The sequence below is a fragment of the Paenalcaligenes sp. GW821-LYS-B07-1 genome (assembly GCF_058803365.1).
The window spans coordinates 3154087-3172571 of record NZ_CM179516.1; the positions used below are offsets into that span (position 1 = coordinate 3154087).

An 18485-nucleotide genomic window follows, 5' to 3' on the forward strand; every position below is an offset into this window, starting at 1 on the left:
GTCATTGAAAACCAAAATCGATGTGGAAAATCTATCTATTGTTGATGTCATTGGCTACAAGCTACGCAATGCCATTATCGAAGGTAAGTTGGCCCCCGGAGAGCAATTGATAGAAGTGGATCTCGCACAAACCTACGATGCTTCACGCAATAGCATCCGCGAAGTGCTGCATCTACTGGTTCGCGATGGCTTGGCCACATCGATTCGTCACCGTGGCGTCTTTGTACGCAAGTTTCACGTTGATGATCTACAAGACTTATACACTGCACGTCGTACCTTGGAACTGCACGCTGTGCGCTCCTCGCCTCCGCCTTCCCGCACGTTGCTCAACAAGATGGCCAGAAACAACAAGCAAGCCGAACGCGCCTTGGCCAAAGAGCACTGGCAAGAAGTGGGATCACTCAGTTTGATGTTCCACCAACTGGTGGTGTCCATGCTGGGTAGCAAACTGTTGGATGAGTTCTTTCTCACCCTCTGTGCGCAGCTACGTTTGGTGTTCTTTGCCGGCCCTGATGAAAAAATCGTTCAAGCCCCGCTGTGGATAGATTGGGAACGCCGTATACATCAATGTTTATGCGACGGTGACATCGCCCAAGCCGAGCACGAGTTAGCACAGTACTTAGATGCCTCTGAAAAAGCCTTGAGCAAAGTGGTCAGCACATACCAAAACTCAGGTCTGAAATAAACACTGCATTTACCTGTTATTACAGCCTTTTTCCATGTGTGTAAGACTTTACCTGATATAGTTTTCATAGGACGACCTAGATAAGGTAAAACCAAGTGAGCGTACCTGCTTGACCCGTATCAATCCCTTTTTTACCTATCGTGGCAAAATGTGTTTTAAGCCCATTGTTTTTTCATCAAGGTATTTCAACATATGAAAACTGTACTATTGCCCTACGACGGTTCCGACACCGCCAAACGTGCTCTGCAATATCTGATTGATCTGTCTAAGGATTATTCCGGCTTCTCAGTGCATGTACTGAATGTGCAGTTTGATCCGCAAATTTATGGTCGCAGCTACACAGCCTTCATTGGCGACGCGCTGAAGCAACTACGTGAGGACACACACAAATACGCGATTGATATGGCCGAGCAAGCCGCTGCAATGCTGCGCGAAGCTGGCATCAATACTACTGCTCACGCTTCTGTAGATACCGATATCGCATTCGCTGTAAACGAACTGATCAAATCGCAGAAATGTGACTCCATCGTAATGGGCACACGCGGTATGAGCGGTTTGGGTAATCTGTTCTTGGGCTCGGTAGCCACTCGCATCATTCATCAAGTAGACATTCCTGTCACTCTGATCAAATAAGCGGGTACTCATCTACAAAAACAGGCGCTTTACGCGCCTGTTTTTTATTGCCTATTCACTACGTATTACATACGTCCCATTACATCTGTTGCAGGGTTACGTTTGTGCCAATAGGCCAAAAAGATATGTATGAAGATCGCAATAAACAACACAATGCCCAGATTACCGTGCCAATTGTTCCCTAGCGCTACCATCCACTCTACCTTTTGCTCGCTGGCTTGTGTGATAGGAATACCGAAATAGTTGAAGGCGCGTCCCGACCCATATTGGCGGAACAAGGCCATACAGGGTACTACCAGCATAAACACATACATCAAACGGTGTCCCCACAAGGCAAACGTGCTAATCGCTGCTGGCGATTCTTCACGCATCTTCCATGCCCACAACACACGTATCCACCACAACAGAAACAGCGTAAAACCTACTATGCGATGCCAAGGCCATAATGCATCCGCAAAAGCCGACCCGTCAGCAAACCGGCTAACGAGAATTGTCACCAGCATCACACCAAAACCTATCGCCATTAACCAATGCAAAAAACGGCTTACCCCATCGTACCGTGCTTGCGAATTGGAAAAAGAACGCATAACAGCCTCCTTCATCTAAACGTCATGGAACAGGATGAGTGGATGCATGATGCGTCCACTCACGCCACATAGCAACTAACAATGCCATCAAGACCGGGCCTATAAACAACCCTACAAAGCCCATAGTCTGTACACCGCCTACCAATCCGAAGAATGTAGGCAAAAATGGAAGTTTCACCGGGCCGCCTACCAAACGTGGGCGCAGCGTTTTGTCTACGATGAAGAGCTCTATCGCCCCCCACAAGAACAACCCCACACCAGCACCTACGCTACCCGACCCCACTAAGTACAGCGAGATCAGCGTAAAGGACAATGGCGCACCACCAGGTATCAGCGCCATGAAACCAGTGACCACCCCCAGCAACGCTGGAGACGGCACACCCGCTATCCAATAGGCAATACCCAGCACAATCCCTTCACCCAGCGCAATTAGCCCCATACCGGTGACAGTGGAGTTTACTGTTGCCGGTACGACACGCGAAAACCGCTGCCAGCGCTCAGGCAAAATGCGCTCGCCGATGACATCCAGTTGGAACAATATATGATCGCCGTCTTTATAGATGAAAAATAAGGTAATCAGCAGAAACAACAATGTCAGCATCAAGTGGAACACGTTACCTGTAGCCGACAGCACCATACGGTAAATATTGCCTAAATGCTGGCCGCTGACCATCTCTACCACAGAGCCTAATGCATGAGGCTCACCCAGATAAAACGTCCAGTACTCAGATAGTCTCTGCCCTACTAACGGTAATGCGCTTATCCAATCAGGTACTGGCATACCATCGCGGTTTGCCGCTAAAGCCCACGCAATAAAGCTGCTGGCTTCTTTAATAGCGAAGGACAACGCCAATGATATGGGTACAACCACCACCACAATCACGACTAACAGCGCCAAAGTGGCCGCCAAGGTATTGCGGTTATTACAGTACGCCAATAAACGTCTATACAGTGGCCAACTTGCCAAGCCTATGATCAGCGCCGCCAATACGGGCACCAAAAAGCCATGCAAGAAATACAAACCGGCCAAGACAATAAGTAGCAATAACCAACGGGCAATCAGGTGAGCCGGTAAAACAGGTTGCATAAGAAGCGCTTCCGTTAGTAAGAATCAAGCTGTAAAGATAGGCGTAGCAGGCAACGCACGCTTATGCGCTGACGCCGCAAAGTAACGCAGCATAATTTGCGCCGCGTCATCACTTACTGCCTTTCCTTCCAGAAAATCATCGATTTGCTCATAACTTACACCAAAAGCTTCCTCATCTGGGCGCAACGGTGACAAATCTTCCAAATCGGCTGTTGGAACTTTATACACGAGCTGATCTGGCGCACCCATCAACGCCCCCAAACCCCGTACTTGGCGTTTAGTCAGCCCAGCTAATGGCATGACGTCTGCAGCACCATCACCAAACTTGGTGAAAAAGCCCATCAATGCCTCAGCAGCATGATCACTACCCAACACCAACCCTGAGGCGGCTGCCGCTGCGGCATATTGCGCCACCATGCGCTGTCTGGCTTTGATATTACCTACGATGAAATCTTGTTGTGCGGCGCTTTTGAAGGTTTGCCCAGCTTGCAACATTTGCGCTAACAAAGCGTCCGTTGCTGGCTTGATATCTACAGTTAGACGCTCATCTGGTTGAATCACATCCATGCAAGCCTCGGCATCTGCCGCATCAGCTTGCTGACCGTAAGGCAAACGCATAGCGATAAAGCGCACGTTATCGCCCTCTTTACGTAGACGTTCTGCGGTGCGTTGTGCCAAACATGCAGCGACCAAGGAATCCACCCCACCACTGATACCCAACACCATCGCCTGCACACGACTGCGCTTCACATACTGCATTAGAAAAACGATACGACGTTCTAACTCGTGCTCTAGATTCAGCCCGGCTTTCACACCCAGTTCTTCGATAATTCTTTGTTGTGCTTCGCGCAATCTTGCATCCTGCATAGTCATTTCCTACTTGGGTTTCAACGACAGTGAAGCACTTATTGTAATGCCATGCTGTCAGAGCCACTGTTAAAAATCCGTGCCTATACCCCACACATCCTGACAATCTGTCATAACATTACCCGCTATACTGATAAAACTTTACCAATTGCGTCATTTAGTTACTGTCCATCAGGATGAAAACCTCTTCCTTGCAAGACTTAAAAACACTGAGCATCGCGTCACTACAAGATACGTTTTCCACACGTTATCACTCCAAGGACTTCAGCTTCGCTCGCAGTGAGTACTTACGCGTACGGATACAGATTATTGCGCTACTTTTTGCCTTACTCACCCCGTTGTGGGCGGTAATGGATAATCTAGCCCTACCGGAACACACTCTTAATCATGTGCTGCTCTTACGTGTAGTGATGTTTATTGGTTTAGTCGCCATTTTGCTGGCGTCTAGGTTCAAGCGTTCTAACCGTAGCAGCCTGCTATTAAGCACCTTCATCTTCGTGCTACCGGCTCTGTTTTACGCTGCCGTATTGGTTTACCTACCTAACGATGGCAACTACTCGTTAGTGGGCTACAGCTTCATTCCGTATTTGCTAACGGCCACCTTGGGGATCTTCCCCTTCACCTTGTTAGAGTCTTTTAGCATAGGATTAGGCCTACTTTTGCTGCAATTCTGCTCTGGCTTTGTAGACGGTACTGCCTTTAGCCCTCGCGCCTTACAAGACTTGTGGCTGCTGGCGGCCTTGCTGGTCATCGCCATGACCACCAACCACTTTCAACTAGGCTTATTGCTGCGGTTATATCGCCAAGCCACCCACGACCCGCTAACAGGCTTACTAAACCGCACCGCACTCACCCGTCATATAGAACACCAAACACCACAAGAGCTGGTACCGCCCGTAGCCGTGATGCTGTTGGATCTGGATTTCTTTAAACAGATTAATGACCAACACGGTCACTCTGTGGGTGATCAAGTGCTCAAACGTTTTGCGTCGTTGCTCAAAAAAGAAGCCAAACAACAAGACGTGATTTGTAGATACGGGGGCGAGGAGTTCTTATTACTCAGCGGCCCCTGCGCCTTAGAAACCGCCACTGCCCAAGCTGAACGCATACGCGAAGCCTGTCATCAACTGCGACTGAGCAATCTGGATGGCCATACAGTGAGCCTGACCGTCAGCATAGGCATCAGCATGCTGCGCCATGGCGAGCACCTAAACGATGCCATACAGCGCGCGGATCAACGCCTATACCAAGCCAAACGTGCAGGTCGTGACTGCATCATAGCTGGTACAGCAACCTAAGCGTGTAATGAGCGTAAGCCCACTTACTCACGACTGGCCTGAGTAAGCCTAAGACACCCAACACTATCGTGGGGACGGAGAGGAAACTTTTTTGATTTGGTGTCTCAAAGCACAAAAAGCTTTCCTGCAGTCCCCACAGCATGTGCGATCAACTCTAGCCGTAACACTTAAACGGAAAAAGGCAGCGCTATGGCTGCCTTTCTTCATTTCTGCGACCAGCTTACTTACGGTACAACTGACTCACGTCACGTACTGCACCACGGTCAGCCGAAGTTGCCAGTGCAGCATAGGCACGCAGAGCCTGAGACACCACACGTTTACGATCTTCTACTGGCTGCCATGCATCTGCACCGCGTGCTTCCATTGCAGCACGACGTGTTGCCAATTCTTCATCGCTAACAGCCAAGTGAATACGGCGGTTAGGAATGTCGATTTCAATCACATCGTTTTCTTCTACCAAGCCAATGGTGCCGCCCTCAGCTGCCTCGGGGGATGCATGACCAATCACCAACCCTGAAGAACCACCCGAGAAACGACCATCGGTAAACAGCGCGGCTTTAGCGCCCAAACCTTTGGATTTCAGGTAGGAAGTTGGGTACAGCATTTCTTGCATACCAGGACCGCCTTTAGGCCCTTCGTAGCGGATGATGACCACATCGCCTTCGCCTACTTTGCCATTCAAAATGCCATCAACGGCACTTTCTTGGCTTTCGTAGATACGGGCACGACCAGTAAAGGTCAGAATGCTTTCATCCACACCCGCTGTTTTCACGATACAACCGTTCACTGCCAAGTTACCGTACAGCACGGCCAAACCGCCGTCTTGCGAGTAGGCAAACTCTTTGCTGCGAATACAACCGCCTTCACGATCTAAATCTAGGTCTTCGTAGTAACGATCTTGGCTGAATGCCACTTGGGTAGGAATACCACCCGGTGCAGACAGATAGAATTTTTCTACTGCTTTCAGGTTTTCACCCTTCACATCCCAACGACGAATAGCTTCGCCCAAGGTGCCGCTGTGAACGTTATTCACATCTAGGTTTAGCAAATCAGCACGCGCCAATTCGGCCAAAATACCCAGAATACCGCCAGCGCGGTGTACGTCTTCAATGTGGTATTGCTGTGTAGCAGGTGCCACTTTACTCAGGCACGGTACACGACGCGAAATACGGTCGATGTCGCTCATGGTGAAGTTCACTTCAGCCTCTTGAGCCGCTGCCAGCAAGTGCAATACGGTGTTAGTAGAACCGCCCATGGCCACGTCTAGTGTCATGGCATTCTCAAAGGCTTCAAACGTCGCCACATTACGCGGCAATACGGAAGCATCTTCTTGTTCGTAGTAGCGTTTGCACAGTTCAACGATCAGGCCGCCAGCCATTTCAAACAAGCCTTTGCGGCGTGCATGCGTAGCAACGATAGTACCGTTACCTGGCAAGGACAGACCCAACGCTTCAGTCAGACAGTTCATGGAGTTAGCCGTGAACATACCAGAACAGGAACCGCATGTAGGACAGGCGCTGCGTTCGGTTTCAGCTACTTCTTCGTCAGATACACCGTCTTCAGCTGCTTGAATCATGGCATCCACCAGATCCAGCTTGCGCACTACGGTTTTGCCATCTTTGGACATGACTTTACCGGCTTCCATTGGGCCGCCGGATACAAAGATGGTGGGGATGTTCAAGCGCAAAGACGCCATCAACATCCCGGGGGTAATTTTGTCGCAGTTAGAGATACACACCATGGCATCGGCACAATGCGCGTTCACCATGTACTCGACGGAATCCGCAATCAGCTCACGCGAAGGCAGCGAATACAGCATGCCATCGTGACCCATGGCAATACCGTCATCCACCGCAATGGTGTTGAATTCTTTGGCTACGCCGCCTGCTGCCTCGATATGACGTGCCACTAATTGGCCCATATCCTTGAGGTGCACGTGACCCGGCACAAACTGTGTGAACGAGTTCACTACAGCAATAATAGGTTTGCTGAAGTCGCCATCTTTCATGCCCGTCGCGCGCCACAATGCGCGCGCGCCGGCCATGTTGCGGCCATGAGTAGATGTACGTGAACGATAGTGTGGCATGTGTGCTGCTCTAGTCAAAAAGCATTGAAAAGAAGACTATGATAAACGTGCAGGCAACATAAAGCGACCAGACTGCTAAAAAAACACAGCTAAAAGCCTGCACCGTGCTACAGAATTGCACCGACCACCCCACACTAGAGGAGACATCATGCCCCAGCCGCAATCACTTCCCAACCAGCTTCCTTTATTACGCCAAGACATACGTTTGTTAGGCAAAGCACTGGGAGACGTGATTTACGATACCGATGGGGCTGATATTTTCAACATTATTGAGCGGTTGCGGCGCAGCGCCGTAGGCTACCGACGCACAGGCGATCAAAACGAATTACAAGCACTCACTGCTGACATTCCACAGCTAAGTTTAGTGGATGCACACACCGTATCACGTGCCTTTGCGTACTTTCTGCACTTGTCCAATATTGCCGAAGACCGCGAGCAAACTCGCCAACGCCGCCAACACAGCCCAGACCAAACACCCGGTTCGCTGGAATACGCTTTGGCGTTGTTTGCTGAACAGCCTGAACCCGAGCAACTGCTGTCCTTTTTAGAGCAAGCCTGTATTGTGCCGGTGCTGACTGCCCACCCTACTGAGGTACAACGTCAAAGTACGCTGGCGCTACACCAAGCTATTGCTGCACTGCTGCCACTGCTGGATCAACAAGCTGCAGGCCATCAACCGCAATTGCGTCATCGTTTAACGGCGCTCATCACTACCATGTGGAAAACACGCATGCTGCGTCAGCACAAGCTGACGGTGATGGATGAAATCGACAACGCGCTGGCCTACTATCCGCACACCTTCTTTCAGGCTATTCCACAGCTTTATCACGACTTGGATCTGTTGCTGCACCCTGCGCCCTCCAATGCACGTACAACCTTAAGCCAACCACCGTTACGCCCCCTACCCACTTTCTTACGTATGGGCAGTTGGATTGGTGGCGACCGTGACGGCAACCCCAACGTGGATGCCAACACACTGGAACAAGCCTTGCTGCATCAAAGCAGCACCGCACTGCGTCACTATTTAAGCGAGCTCAAAGCCCTAGGTACTGAGCTGTCACTGTCAGAATCCTTGGCTCCGGCCAGCGACGCCCTGATGGCACTTTCCGCCGCCAGCCAAGACCAATCTCCGCATCGTGTGGACGAACCTTACCGACGCGCCTGCATTCATCTTTATGCGCGCGTCGCAGCCACTAGCCAACACCTAACGGGCAAGAGTTTGGCCATGCACCAAACCTATGCGGCGCCAGTCTATGAATCACCTGCTGCACTGCTGGCTGATCTGCAATGCATTGCAGACTCGCTGCAAGCTAGTCACGCGGGTGCCGTGGCCGATCTGCGTTTACGCAACTTGATGCAAGCCGTCAGTATCTTTGGCTTCCACTTAGCCACGCTGGACTTACGTCAAAGCTCTGACGTACACGAACGCGTGTTGCACGAACTGTTCCAAGCCGCTGGCGTGCAATTCCAAGGTCAACTAGTGCAATACAGTCAGTTGAGCGAAACTGACCGTGTCGCCCTGCTGCGCCAAGAATTGGCAGAAACCCGTCCACTGGTATCGCCGTGGCTCACCTACACAGACGAAACAGAAAAAGAACTGGCCATATTGCGTTATGCCGCAACTGCACGTAAACAATATGGCCACCGCGCGATTGAACAAAGTATCGTGTCGCACACCGAGACATTAAGCGACTTGCTGGAAGTGCTGGTGCTGCAACAAGAAACCGGGCTGATTATTCCTGGTCTGCATGATCGCCAATCTTCGGGCTTGATGGTGGTACCACTGTTTGAAACCATTCCCGATTTGCAATGTGGTGCCGCCATCATGGCAGCCTACTTGGCCTTACCTGAGGTCTCTGCTCGCATACGTCATGCGCAAGACTCCGTACAAGAAGTGATGCTGGGCTATTCCGACAGTAACAAAGATGGCGGTTACTTATGCTCCAACTGGTCTCTGTATCAAACAGAACGCGAACTAGTGGAAGTGTTTGACCAGCACCATGTTCGACTGCGCCTGTTCCACGGTAGGGGCGGCTCGGTAGGCCGTGGTGGTGGCCCTAGCTTTGATGCTATCTTGGCTCAACCTGCCGGTACCGTTAACGGCTTAATCCGCCTGACTGAACAAGGCGAGATCATTCAAGGCCGTTATAAAAATGCAGACGTAGGCCGTTGGCACTTGGAAATGCTGGTAGCCGCAACGCTGCAAGCCAGCCTAAACAGCTCTACCGATGTAGAAAACCAGCATGTCAGTCAATACGGCGCGGCCATGCAGTTTATGTCCGATGCGGCTCGCGACAGTTACCGTGCCTTGGTATACGACACCCCCGGTTTTAACGACTACTTCTTTAGCGCCACCCCTATTCGTGAAATTGCAGGGTTGAACATAGGCTCGCGCCCTTCATCACGCAAAGCATCGCAAACCATTGAGGATTTGCGCGCTATTCCATGGGGCTTCTCGTGGGCACAATGCCGTTTGCCTATCACAGGCTGGTACGGTGTAGGCAGTGCTATTCAACGTTATTTGGACGAAGGCATCGCCGGTGGCCCGCGCACCCAAGAACTACGTTTGCAGCAACTGCGTGACATGGCTAAAAACTGGCCGTTCTTCCGCACCTTGCTGTCCAACATGGAACAAGTGTTGGCCAAAACCGACCTAGATATTGGTGAAGCGTATGCCCAGCTCTGCCCTGACGCCGACCTAGCACAGCGTATTTTCGGTGCGATACGCGAAGAGTACCAACGCTGCTGCACGCTGTTTACGCTCTTAACTGAACACACCTTGCTAGAGCACGACCCAGCGCTGCAAGCTGCTCTGACAGAGCGATTTGCGTACATTGACCCACTGAACCACTTGCAAGTAGAGCTTCTTCGCCGGTTGCGTCAACACCCACAAGAGGTTGCCACCGAAGAGCAAGAAGCCATACACATCACCATCAACGGTATTGCCGCAGGCCTACGTAATTCGGGCTAAACCCCTTGCCCTGCCTGCTGGTCTAGCTACCGGCAGGCAGGCTACAATACCCCCATCCGGTTATTGTTTATGCCATGAAAGCTTTCTTGCAACGCCCCATCTGGCGCGCCATTATCCTTTGCATACCGCTGTGGATAATCTTCAGCAATTTCTTGCTGGCAGTGATCAGTGCCACTGCTATCAGCTATCTTATTGGCATGCTCACTGAACTACGGCGTCTAGAAGCACGCCAACGCGACAAATCTGAACCGCCTTCCTCGTCTTGATCACATGAAACTGCTGCAAACTCCCCATATGCCTTCAGGCCTTCCTATGTTGGAGCCTGAACTGACCGCCCTATTGGACCAACAGCACCACATATTAAGTGCTCGCATCCACGCTGAATCCGGCTTTATGCCGTTTGATCGCTGGATGCATGAGTGCTTATATGCACCGGGTTATGGCTACTATACAGGCGGCAGCACAAAGTTTGGCAGCACCTCGCCTCAAGGTGACTTCACTACCGCACCCGAACTCACCCCATTATTTGGCCAAACAGTTGCCCTGCAAATTCAACAAGTGCTACAGCAATTGGGTAGCGTCAATATTCTGGAGTTTGGTGCGGGCACAGGCGCGTGGGCGAAATCCATCATTCCCGCCTTGGCAGACCTAGGCATTGAGGCCAGCTACGCCATCTTGGAATTGTCGCCAGACCTACAACAGCGTCAGCAGCACACCTTGGCAGAGTTTGGTTCGCAGGTTCAATGGCTACAGCAATTACCACAGGACTTTGTGGGCTGTGTGATTGCCAACGAAGTGTTAGATGCCATGCCCGTGCATGTGGTGCAACGCGCTGACGACGGCAGTATCCTAGAAGTAGGTGTGACACTTGCCGACCCTGTCACCGCGACTGGCCCCTTAGTCAGCCCCTTCCAATGGGCCGCCAAACCCGCCGCGCCTGAGCTTGCTGCCATTGCCGAAGAACGTTTACCCCACATTCCCGGCTACCGCACAGAAATTAACCTGCAAGCCGAAGCATGGGTAAAAGGTGCAGGACAATGGCTGCAACGCGGCGCTATCTTATTATTCGACTACGGCTTTCCTCGCCACGAGTACTACCACGGCCAACGTGCAGAAGGTACGTTGATGTGCCACTTCCGTCATTACGCACACGCTGAAGCGCTGCTTTACCCTGGTCTGCAAGACATCACCGCGCACGTAGACTTCACGGCAATGGCTGACGCCGCTTTAGAAGGTGGGCTAGATGTACTGGGCTACACCGCACAAGGACGTTTCTTGCTTAATAGTGGTTTGGCACAACGTTTGGGTCATGCGCCAGACAACCAAGACCCTGAAGCCACAGCGCGTTGGGCGCACACTGTAGGCGCTGCACAAAAATTGCTGTCTGAAGCAGAAATGGGTGAACTGTTTAAAGTGCTGGCCTTGGGTAAAAACATAGACCCGCCACTGATAGGCTTTTTCAACGGCGACCGTCGCGATCGCCTTTAATCCGTCATCAAGTTAGATAGCACCATCACGCGGGCAGCCTGTACAGCTGCCCGTATTTGTGGCCCCTGTCCGGCATACTGTCGGGCAATACTCGCCGCATCCACCTGCAACACCGCATTCAACCTCTGCAACCACAACGCTTCCTCTACATGGCGGTAGCACGCTAAGGCTCCCAGCAACAAAGCGAACCTATCCGGCCTGCGTAACGCATCTACCTTTTCTAACCATTGCAACTGTGTTTCTGCAGGAGCACCCTGCTCCAAAGCCGCATGTGTCAGCGAGACCGACATCAATTGCGACAAGTCTCTGCACTCGGCTGAAGCACGTATGCGGTTAGCCAGATCCAACGGCGCATCACTCGCCGCGCACAGCACCGCATAGCGTTGCACGCTGTCTAGATTACGCTCTACAGCTAGCTGTAGCGCTTGCTCTACTCGGGCGTCGTACTGCAACCCTGGCATGACACGCTGCGTAGCCTGCACAGACTCCAGCACCTGCACAAAGCGCCAAGGTGCTTGGGTATGTAAAGCTTTACGTAATTCTTGCCAAATGCGCTCAGGCACCAACGCATCCACTTCACCATCGGCTACTAATTGCTTGGCCAATTTTTCCGTTTCAGTGGCAATACTGAAGGTACTAAAACGGGCAGCGAAGCGCGCTAAACGCAGTAGGCGTACTGGGTCTTCTACAAAGGCTTGCCCCACGTGGCGCAGTAGCTTCGCCTCTAAGTCGGCCTGCCCATGTAAGGGGTCAACAATTCCACCGGTAGCGCCCAATGCCATCGCGTTAATGGTGAGATCTCGACGACGCAGGTCATCTTCTAAGGTAACTTCTGTACCGGTATAAAAGGTAAAGCCTTGGTAGCCCCTGCCCGACTTACGCTCGGTGCGTGCAAGTGCGTATTCTTCTTTGGTGTGTGGGTGCAAAAACACGGGGAAATCGCCCCCCACAGGAATGAAGCCACGCGCTTGCATGGCTTCGGGAGTTGTCCCCACCACTACCCAGTCTTGATCACCAGCCGGTAAGCCTAGCAGTGCATCACGCACTGCGCCGCCCACCACGTACACCTGCAACCCCGCAATATAGCGATCGTTGGTTGCAGGCCGTAACGCTGCTAGCTTTTGTTCTAGTGCCTTAGCCCCCATTAAGGCAATGCCGCCACACTGTTAGCCGTAGGCGAAATCACCCCCAACCTGCGTTTCAATGACTGAGGCTCACCCGTAAACATCATGGAGTAATACGTCGCGTTGGATAGTACGTTCTTCACATACAAACGGGTTTCTGTGAATGGAATAGTCTCGGCAAAGATGGCGCCTTCTACCGGCGCTTGTAAACGCGAACGCCACAGGATTGGACGTTTTGGCCCAGCGTTATACCCTGCAGACGCCAATACCTCAGAACCATCTAACTGTTGCAACACCATGTTCAAGTAGTTAGTACCCAAGATCGTGTTGGTATCGAAGTCGTTCACGCTAGAAGGCGTAAAGTTGCTCATGCCAATTTTGTTCGCTACCCATTTCGCTGTACCTGGCATCAACTGCATCAAACCTGACGCGCCAACGCCTGAACGTGCATCGGTAATAAAGCGCGACTCTTGACGAATCAACCCATACACCCATGCAGGGTCTAAGCTCACCAATTCTGCTTTTTCAGCCACACGGTCTTCAAACGGTGCAATAAAGCGCTGATCAAAGTCGATTTCATTACGTGTCAGCAGCGATGTATTCACTACGCGATCATAGATATGCTCTTGGCGAGCCAGCTCAGCTGCCGCGCGCAGTTGTCTGTCGCTCATACCACGCAGTGCAAACGACCACTCTGATACAGCCTCTGGGCGCCAACCCAAACGGAACAATTCCAACGAACGCATCAAACCAGGGTGCAAACGCATGTCGGCAATTTCTTGAGCGCTCACGCTGGCAGGGCGTGCTGGCAATTGCGGCAATCTACCCAATTCCTCGTGCGCCAACTGACCATAGAAATTCAGGTCACCCGTAATGGACTCAAACAAGGCATTCGCTTCAGCAGTTTGGCCTTGAGCTTGCAGCGCACGGCCTTTCCAATACACCCAGACAGGCTCAGCAGCTTGCTGCGGTGACATTTTCTCTACAGCAGCCTGCACTTTAGACCAATCAATCACTGGCTCACGCAGCTCAGCACGTACTTCCCAGGCATGGTTGTAATCTGTTTTACGCGTAGAACCCGATAGCCTGTACCAACGTGCGGCATCAGGCTCTACACGCAATGCTGTCGTTAACCCAAACTGACCCCATACCCAATCCATGTTCTCGCGTGGGATACGGGTTTGCCAGCTTTGCTGTATGTACGCGGCTTGTTCAGCACGGTTAGCATCACGAGCCAAGCGCGACAAGGCCAAAGTCACTAATTCTTGTTGTCCACGGTCTTTAATAGACCCTTGTGCTTTCAACCATTGCTGTGGCGACTTCAACAAGGCTGCATACTCTTTCATTTGTGCTGGCGTGAAGATAATCGCTGCCAGACGTTGCGCCTCGGCGGCTTTCCCTTGCTCTAACGCATTGCGCATCAAACCGCGTATATCTTGCCAGCTCACCGCCTGATCAGCGTACAACTGGTCCAACATGGTCCAACACGTAACGCCAGGTTTAAACTGCGACAGCACAGTTTCGCTATCTACACTTTGACCCGCCATATGACGCGCATAACTTTGTGCACAGCGTGTTTGTGAGTTGCCCAAATCAGCAGCATTCAGTTCATTAATGAGCGCGTAATCACCACCACGTACGGCAATAATCGACCAATCACCTTTTAGACGTTCGGCTAAATAGTGATCAGGATAGGTGCGCAGGAAATGGCGTAGTGAGTCGGCTGGAGCAACGTTCTTAGGGTCCTGTAGCTGTTGGCGCAACGACCAATACTGTGGATAAGCGCCTAACACGGTGTCATCTTTAGCTTGGTTAGCCAGCGCTGGCAAGGCATTCCAACGTTTGGCGTCCAACGCATCTTTGGCTTGCAACACGGCTTGCCGCGCTTGTGGGGGCACAGTAGGTGCTACCGCCACACGAGGCAATGTAGGTTCTGCTACCGCAACCTGTGCGGCGGGCGGTTCTGCAGTAACTGTTTTTTCTGCATGCTCACTGGATTGAGCCCCCGAACATGCTGCTAACCCCAACACTGACAAGGCTATTGTCAACATGGAAAGCGGTGAAGGTAACACGGGATGTGAAACCGCTTCGTTTTTCTGATACCTTAAGGGCTTTGCACTCATATTTTTACCTGCCTTGAGAACGTGCTGGGCGGAATCGCCTGACTGTAGGACACCAATTCATTATGTTACGACAAAGACTGCTAGAAAAACGTAAACAACAAGCAAAATCCGATACAAGCCGCGGTGCTCTGCTGATGCGCGGTCGGTTGTACACATGGGTAGCTGGCGTCAACAAAACCCGTAAAGAGCAAAACAAAGCGCCCATCACGCATATAGCCGGTTTTTGGTCCATGCCAGACGAGCCAGAACTACAACCTTTGCTGTACAAATGGGCCGATGAAGGCATGCAAGTTTCACTGCCTGCCGTACTAGGCCCTGACCAAGCGTTACAATTTAAATTGTGGGACCCCGAAGGCGAGATGAAAACGGGTGCCTTTGGCATACAAGAGCCCGACACCACAGTAGCAGCCCCTGCCCCTGATTTGGTTCTGGTCCCTACATTAGGCTTTACCCGCCAAGGCGATAGGCTAGGCTACGGTAAAGGCTATTACGACCGCACTTTAGCTGCACTACGTGAACAAAACCATCACTTCCTAACGGTAGGCTTGGCATGGGCATGTGGCGACTTATCCACTGAGGATTACACGCCTCAAGATCACGACTTCCAACTGGATGCTGTACTGACCGATAAAGGCTGGGCCAAACCCGCACCGACAGTCTAAACAGCAACAAAAAAGGGGCTTATAGAAGCCCCTTTTTCTATGCTGCCACGTCTTACTTGAACATTAGCTTAGGCAATATCGCCATCGACGCATCGGCACCATTTAGCGTGTAGAAGTGAATACCTGGCGCACCACCATCTAGCAAGTCTTGACATAGACGACCAATCACATCCACACCAAAGGCTCGAATAGACGCTCGGTCATCGCCAAAATCAGCCAAACGCAAACGCAACCACCGTGGAATCTCTGCACCACACATATGCGAGAAACGCAGCAATTGCGAAGAGTTGGTAATAGGCATAATGCCCGGCACGATAGGGATATCCACGCCTTTCTCTCGCACGCGCTGCACAAAATCAAAATACGCATGAGGGCTAAAGAAATACTGCGTGATGGCACTGTTCGCGCCTTGCTGCACCTTGTGAATAAAGTGCTGCAAATCCGTATCCATGCTGATGGCTTGTGGGTGCATTTCAGGGTAGCCCGCTACCTCAATATTGAAATGATCGCCACTGTGCTCACGAATCAAGCGCACCAAGTCGCTGGCATAGCGCAGTTCACCCGCATCGCCCCCCATCCCGGAAGGCAAGTCGCCACGTAAGGCCACGATACGATTAATACCGCGTCCACGGTAATCATCTAAGATCGCCAACAGCTCATCACGCGTAGAACCCACACAGGACAAGTGCGGGGCCACATCAAAACCTATGTTCTGAAGCAGATCCACGGCCCCTACTGTGCCGGAGCGGGTGGAACCACCCGCCCCAAAGGTCACGCTCACATAGGCTGGATTCAGCCCCTGCAGAGTTTTAGCGGTACGCACCAGCTTTTCCTGCGCAGCAATATCGCGCGGAGGAAAAAACTCCAGACTAAGCGACTGTTTCTGTGCCATTGACTAATAACCTTGATAAGAATCCTGAGACCACACTATAAATAATGGCTCCTATCACCGCCCACCAGAAACCATCCACCTGGAAGCCGTTCAAAATTGAGCCAGCCATCCAGAATACCAGCGCATTAATGACTAAAAGAAATAAGCCCAATGTCACAATCGTAATGGGTAGCGTCAACAGCGTTAACACCGGTTTCACTAAGGTATTGAGCAGGCCAAGCACTACAGCAGCAATCATGGCTGAGCCAAATGAGGCCACATGAATCCCTGGCAGTACATAAGCCACTACCAGTAGCGCTACAGCATTCAGAATCCAGATCAGTAATAAGATCATCATGAATCTCCCTTTAAAAAAGGGCACTGCACAATGCAATGCCCTGCTCTACACGTTTAGTAGCGGTAGTGGCCTGGTTTGTAAGGGCCATCTACAGGAACATTAATGTAGTCAGCTTGCTGCTGACTCAGTTCTGTCAGGTTAACACCCAACTTTTTCAGGTGTAAACGTGCTACTTTTTCGTCCAAGTGTTTAGGCAATACGTACACTTGACCACTTTCGTAGGCTTCACCACGCGTGAACAGCTCGATTTGCGCAATAGTTTGGTTCGTGAACGAAGCAGACATCACGAAAGATGGGTGACCTGTTGCACAACCCAAGTTCACCAAGCGGCCTTGTGCCAACAAGATGATGCGTTTGCCGTCTGGGAAAATCACGTGATCAACTTGAGGTTTGATCTCTTCCCATTGCAGATCTTCAATCGCCGCTACGTCAATTTCGTTATCGAAGTGACCAATATTGCAAACGATAGCTTGGTCTTTCATGCGCTCCATGTGATCGCGTGTGATCACATGGTAGTTACCTGTAGCAGTTACAAAGATATCCGCTTTGTCAGCAGCCTCTTCCATGGTCACTACACGGTAGCCTTCCATGCTGGCTTGCAGTGCGCAAATAGGATCAATTTCAGTCACCCACACTTGAGCACGCAGAGCGGCCAGTGCTTGTGCACAACCTTTACCCACGTCACCAAAGCCCACTACGACGGCAATCTTACCGGCAACCATCACGTCAGTAGCGCGTTTGATACCGTCAACCAGTGACTCACGGCAACCATACAGGTTGTCGAACTTGGATTTAGTCACGGAGTCGTTCACGTTGATGGCTGGGAATGCCAACTCACCACGTTTGGACATCTGGTACAGACGGTGTACGCCTGTAGTGGTTTCTTCGGTTACGCCTTGGATTTGTGCCAGACGTGTGGAATACCATGTGCCATCTTGCTGCAAACGTGCACGGATGCTGGCGTACAGTACGCGCTCTTCTTCGCTGGTAGGTTTGTCCAATACAGACAAATCTTTCTCAGCACGAGCACCCAAGTGCAACAGCAGCGTTGCATCGCCACCATCATCCAAAATCATGTTGGCTTGTTCACCAGGCCAGTTGAAGATGTCGTGGGCGTATTCCCAATATTGTTCCAGTGTTTCGCCTTTTACCGCGAACACAGGGATACCAGCGTCAGCAATAGCAGCAGCAGCGTGGTCTTGGGTAGAGAAAATATTGCAAGATGCCCAGCGTACTTCTGCGCCCAACGCCACCAGCGTTTCAATCAGCACAGCAGTCTGGATAGTCATGTGCAAACTGCCAGCAATACGTGCGCCTTTCAGTGGCTGGGAAGCAGCGTACTCTTCACGAGTCGCCATCAAACCAGGCATTTCTGTTTCGGCAATAGCAATTTCCCGGCGGCCCCAGCCTGCCAGACTAATATCTGCAATCACGTAATCTTCAGTTTTAACAGTCATGTGTGCTCCGATAAATTGGTGCGAGAACCGACGGGGCACACTATTGGCATCACCACGGCTTCTCGGCACGAGAATCTGGTGAGCGTCGTTGAAGGGGATCAACGCTACTGTCTGAGCCTGGCAAACCACATGGGGTTTGTCGCAACGCTCCTCAGACAGGAATCAAAACGTGTAAATTGTACCTGCTA

At 51.4% G+C, this 18485-nt stretch carries 16 protein-coding genes and 1 riboswitch; of the genes, 7 read left to right on the forward strand and 9 right to left on the reverse strand.

Annotated elements, in window-relative coordinates; all coding sequences use genetic code 11:
- Nucleotides 1-4 precede the first annotated feature (4 nt).
- Nucleotides 5-685 (forward strand): GntR family transcriptional regulator, encoded by a 681-nt coding sequence (locus tag AC3QL0_RS15165; RefSeq protein ID WP_493009223.1) that lies wholly within the window; start codon nucleotides 5-7, stop codon nucleotides 683-685.
- Between the two features lie 192 nt (nucleotides 686-877).
- Nucleotides 878-1318, forward strand: a complete 441-nt coding sequence (locus AC3QL0_RS15170) for a universal stress protein (RefSeq protein ID WP_493009224.1) — start codon at nucleotides 878-880, stop codon at nucleotides 1316-1318.
- 65 nt (nucleotides 1319-1383) lie between these two features.
- Here the strand turns inward: AC3QL0_RS15170 and AC3QL0_RS15175 are convergent, their stop codons facing one another.
- From AC3QL0_RS15175 to nadE, 3 genes are read right to left on the reverse strand one after another with little or no spacing between them, the layout of a single operon-like run.
- Nucleotides 1384-1905 carry a cytochrome b gene (locus tag AC3QL0_RS15175; RefSeq protein ID WP_493009225.1) on the reverse strand — a complete coding sequence of 174 codons (522 nt, stop codon included), beginning with the start codon at nucleotides 1903-1905 and terminating at the stop codon, nucleotides 1384-1386.
- 22 nt (nucleotides 1906-1927) lie between these two features.
- Nucleotides 1928-2992, reverse strand: coding sequence for an AI-2E family transporter (locus AC3QL0_RS15180; RefSeq protein ID WP_493009226.1), 1065 nt, complete (start codon nucleotides 2990-2992; stop codon nucleotides 1928-1930).
- A gap of 24 nt (nucleotides 2993-3016) precedes the next feature.
- The gene (nadE, locus tag AC3QL0_RS15185) at nucleotides 3017-3865 is read right to left on the reverse strand and encodes an NAD(+) synthase (RefSeq protein WP_493009227.1); all 849 of its coding nucleotides are present in this window, start codon (nucleotides 3863-3865) and stop codon (nucleotides 3017-3019) included.
- A 170-nt stretch (nucleotides 3866-4035) separates the two neighbouring features.
- Between nadE and AC3QL0_RS15190 the strand changes: the two genes are divergently transcribed.
- Nucleotides 4036-5157, forward strand: a complete 1122-nt coding sequence (locus AC3QL0_RS15190; RefSeq protein ID WP_493009228.1) for a GGDEF domain-containing protein — start codon at nucleotides 4036-4038, stop codon at nucleotides 5155-5157.
- A gap of 220 nt (nucleotides 5158-5377) precedes the next feature.
- Here the strand turns inward: AC3QL0_RS15190 and ilvD are convergent, their stop codons facing one another.
- Entirely contained in the window at nucleotides 5378-7243 is a 1866-nt protein-coding gene (gene ilvD, locus AC3QL0_RS15195) for a dihydroxy-acid dehydratase (RefSeq protein WP_135862766.1), read from the reverse strand.
- 148 nt (nucleotides 7244-7391) lie between these two features.
- Between ilvD and ppc the strand changes: the two genes are divergently transcribed.
- The 3 genes from ppc to AC3QL0_RS15210 all read left to right on the forward strand — a co-directional run bounded on the left by ppc (nucleotide 7392) and on the right by AC3QL0_RS15210 (nucleotide 11702).
- Nucleotides 7392-10214, forward strand: a complete 2823-nt coding sequence (gene ppc / locus AC3QL0_RS15200) for a phosphoenolpyruvate carboxylase (RefSeq protein ID WP_493009229.1) — start codon at nucleotides 7392-7394, stop codon at nucleotides 10212-10214.
- 74 nt (nucleotides 10215-10288) lie between these two features.
- Nucleotides 10289-10480 (forward strand): hypothetical protein, encoded by a 192-nt coding sequence (locus tag AC3QL0_RS15205; RefSeq protein ID WP_430221148.1) that lies wholly within the window; start codon nucleotides 10289-10291, stop codon nucleotides 10478-10480.
- A gap of 4 nt (nucleotides 10481-10484) precedes the next feature.
- Nucleotides 10485-11702: a class I SAM-dependent methyltransferase gene (locus tag AC3QL0_RS15210; RefSeq protein ID WP_493009230.1), complete on the forward strand. Its 1218-nt coding sequence runs from the start codon at nucleotides 10485-10487 to the stop codon at nucleotides 11700-11702.
- On the opposite strand, the gene AC3QL0_RS15215 is transcribed toward AC3QL0_RS15210, so the two are convergent.
- Nucleotides 11699-12847 (reverse strand): tRNA nucleotidyltransferase/poly(A) polymerase-related protein, encoded by a 1149-nt coding sequence (locus tag AC3QL0_RS15215; RefSeq protein ID WP_493009231.1) that lies wholly within the window; start codon nucleotides 12845-12847, stop codon nucleotides 11699-11701. The genes AC3QL0_RS15210 and AC3QL0_RS15215 overlap by 4 nt on opposite strands.
- Nucleotides 12847-14949 (reverse strand): lytic transglycosylase domain-containing protein, encoded by a 2103-nt coding sequence (locus AC3QL0_RS15220; protein ID WP_493009232.1) that lies wholly within the window; start codon nucleotides 14947-14949, stop codon nucleotides 12847-12849. Before AC3QL0_RS15220 ends, AC3QL0_RS15215 begins: the two co-directional genes overlap by 1 nt.
- 62 nt (nucleotides 14950-15011) lie before the next feature.
- Here AC3QL0_RS15220 and AC3QL0_RS15225 point away from each other — a divergent pair, with 62 nt between their 5' ends.
- Nucleotides 15012-15611, forward strand: a complete 600-nt coding sequence (locus AC3QL0_RS15225) for a 5-formyltetrahydrofolate cyclo-ligase (RefSeq protein ID WP_493009233.1) — start codon at nucleotides 15012-15014, stop codon at nucleotides 15609-15611.
- Nucleotides 15612-15663: 52 nt separating this feature from the next.
- Here the strand turns inward: AC3QL0_RS15225 and metF are convergent, their stop codons facing one another.
- Genes metF through ahcY form a run of 3 tightly spaced genes read right to left on the reverse strand, consistent with a single transcriptional unit; the run spans nucleotide 15664 to nucleotide 18297 of the window.
- On the reverse strand, nucleotides 15664-16503 hold the full coding sequence (gene metF / locus AC3QL0_RS15230; RefSeq protein WP_493009234.1) for a methylenetetrahydrofolate reductase [NAD(P)H]: 840 nt from the start codon (nucleotides 16501-16503) through the stop codon (nucleotides 15664-15666).
- Complete coding sequence (locus AC3QL0_RS15235; protein ID WP_493011007.1) at nucleotides 16481-16837, reverse strand: phage holin family protein; 357 nt, start codon at nucleotides 16835-16837, stop codon at nucleotides 16481-16483. The genes metF and AC3QL0_RS15235 overlap by 23 nt, the downstream gene beginning before the upstream one ends.
- A 56-nt stretch (nucleotides 16838-16893) precedes the next feature.
- Nucleotides 16894-18297, reverse strand: a complete 1404-nt coding sequence (ahcY, locus tag AC3QL0_RS15240) for an adenosylhomocysteinase (protein ID WP_430221154.1) — start codon at nucleotides 18295-18297, stop codon at nucleotides 16894-16896.
- 73 nt (nucleotides 18298-18370) lie between these two features.
- Nucleotides 18371-18456: riboswitch (S-adenosyl-L-homocysteine riboswitch) on the reverse strand.
- Nucleotides 18457-18485: the final 29 nt, after the last annotated feature.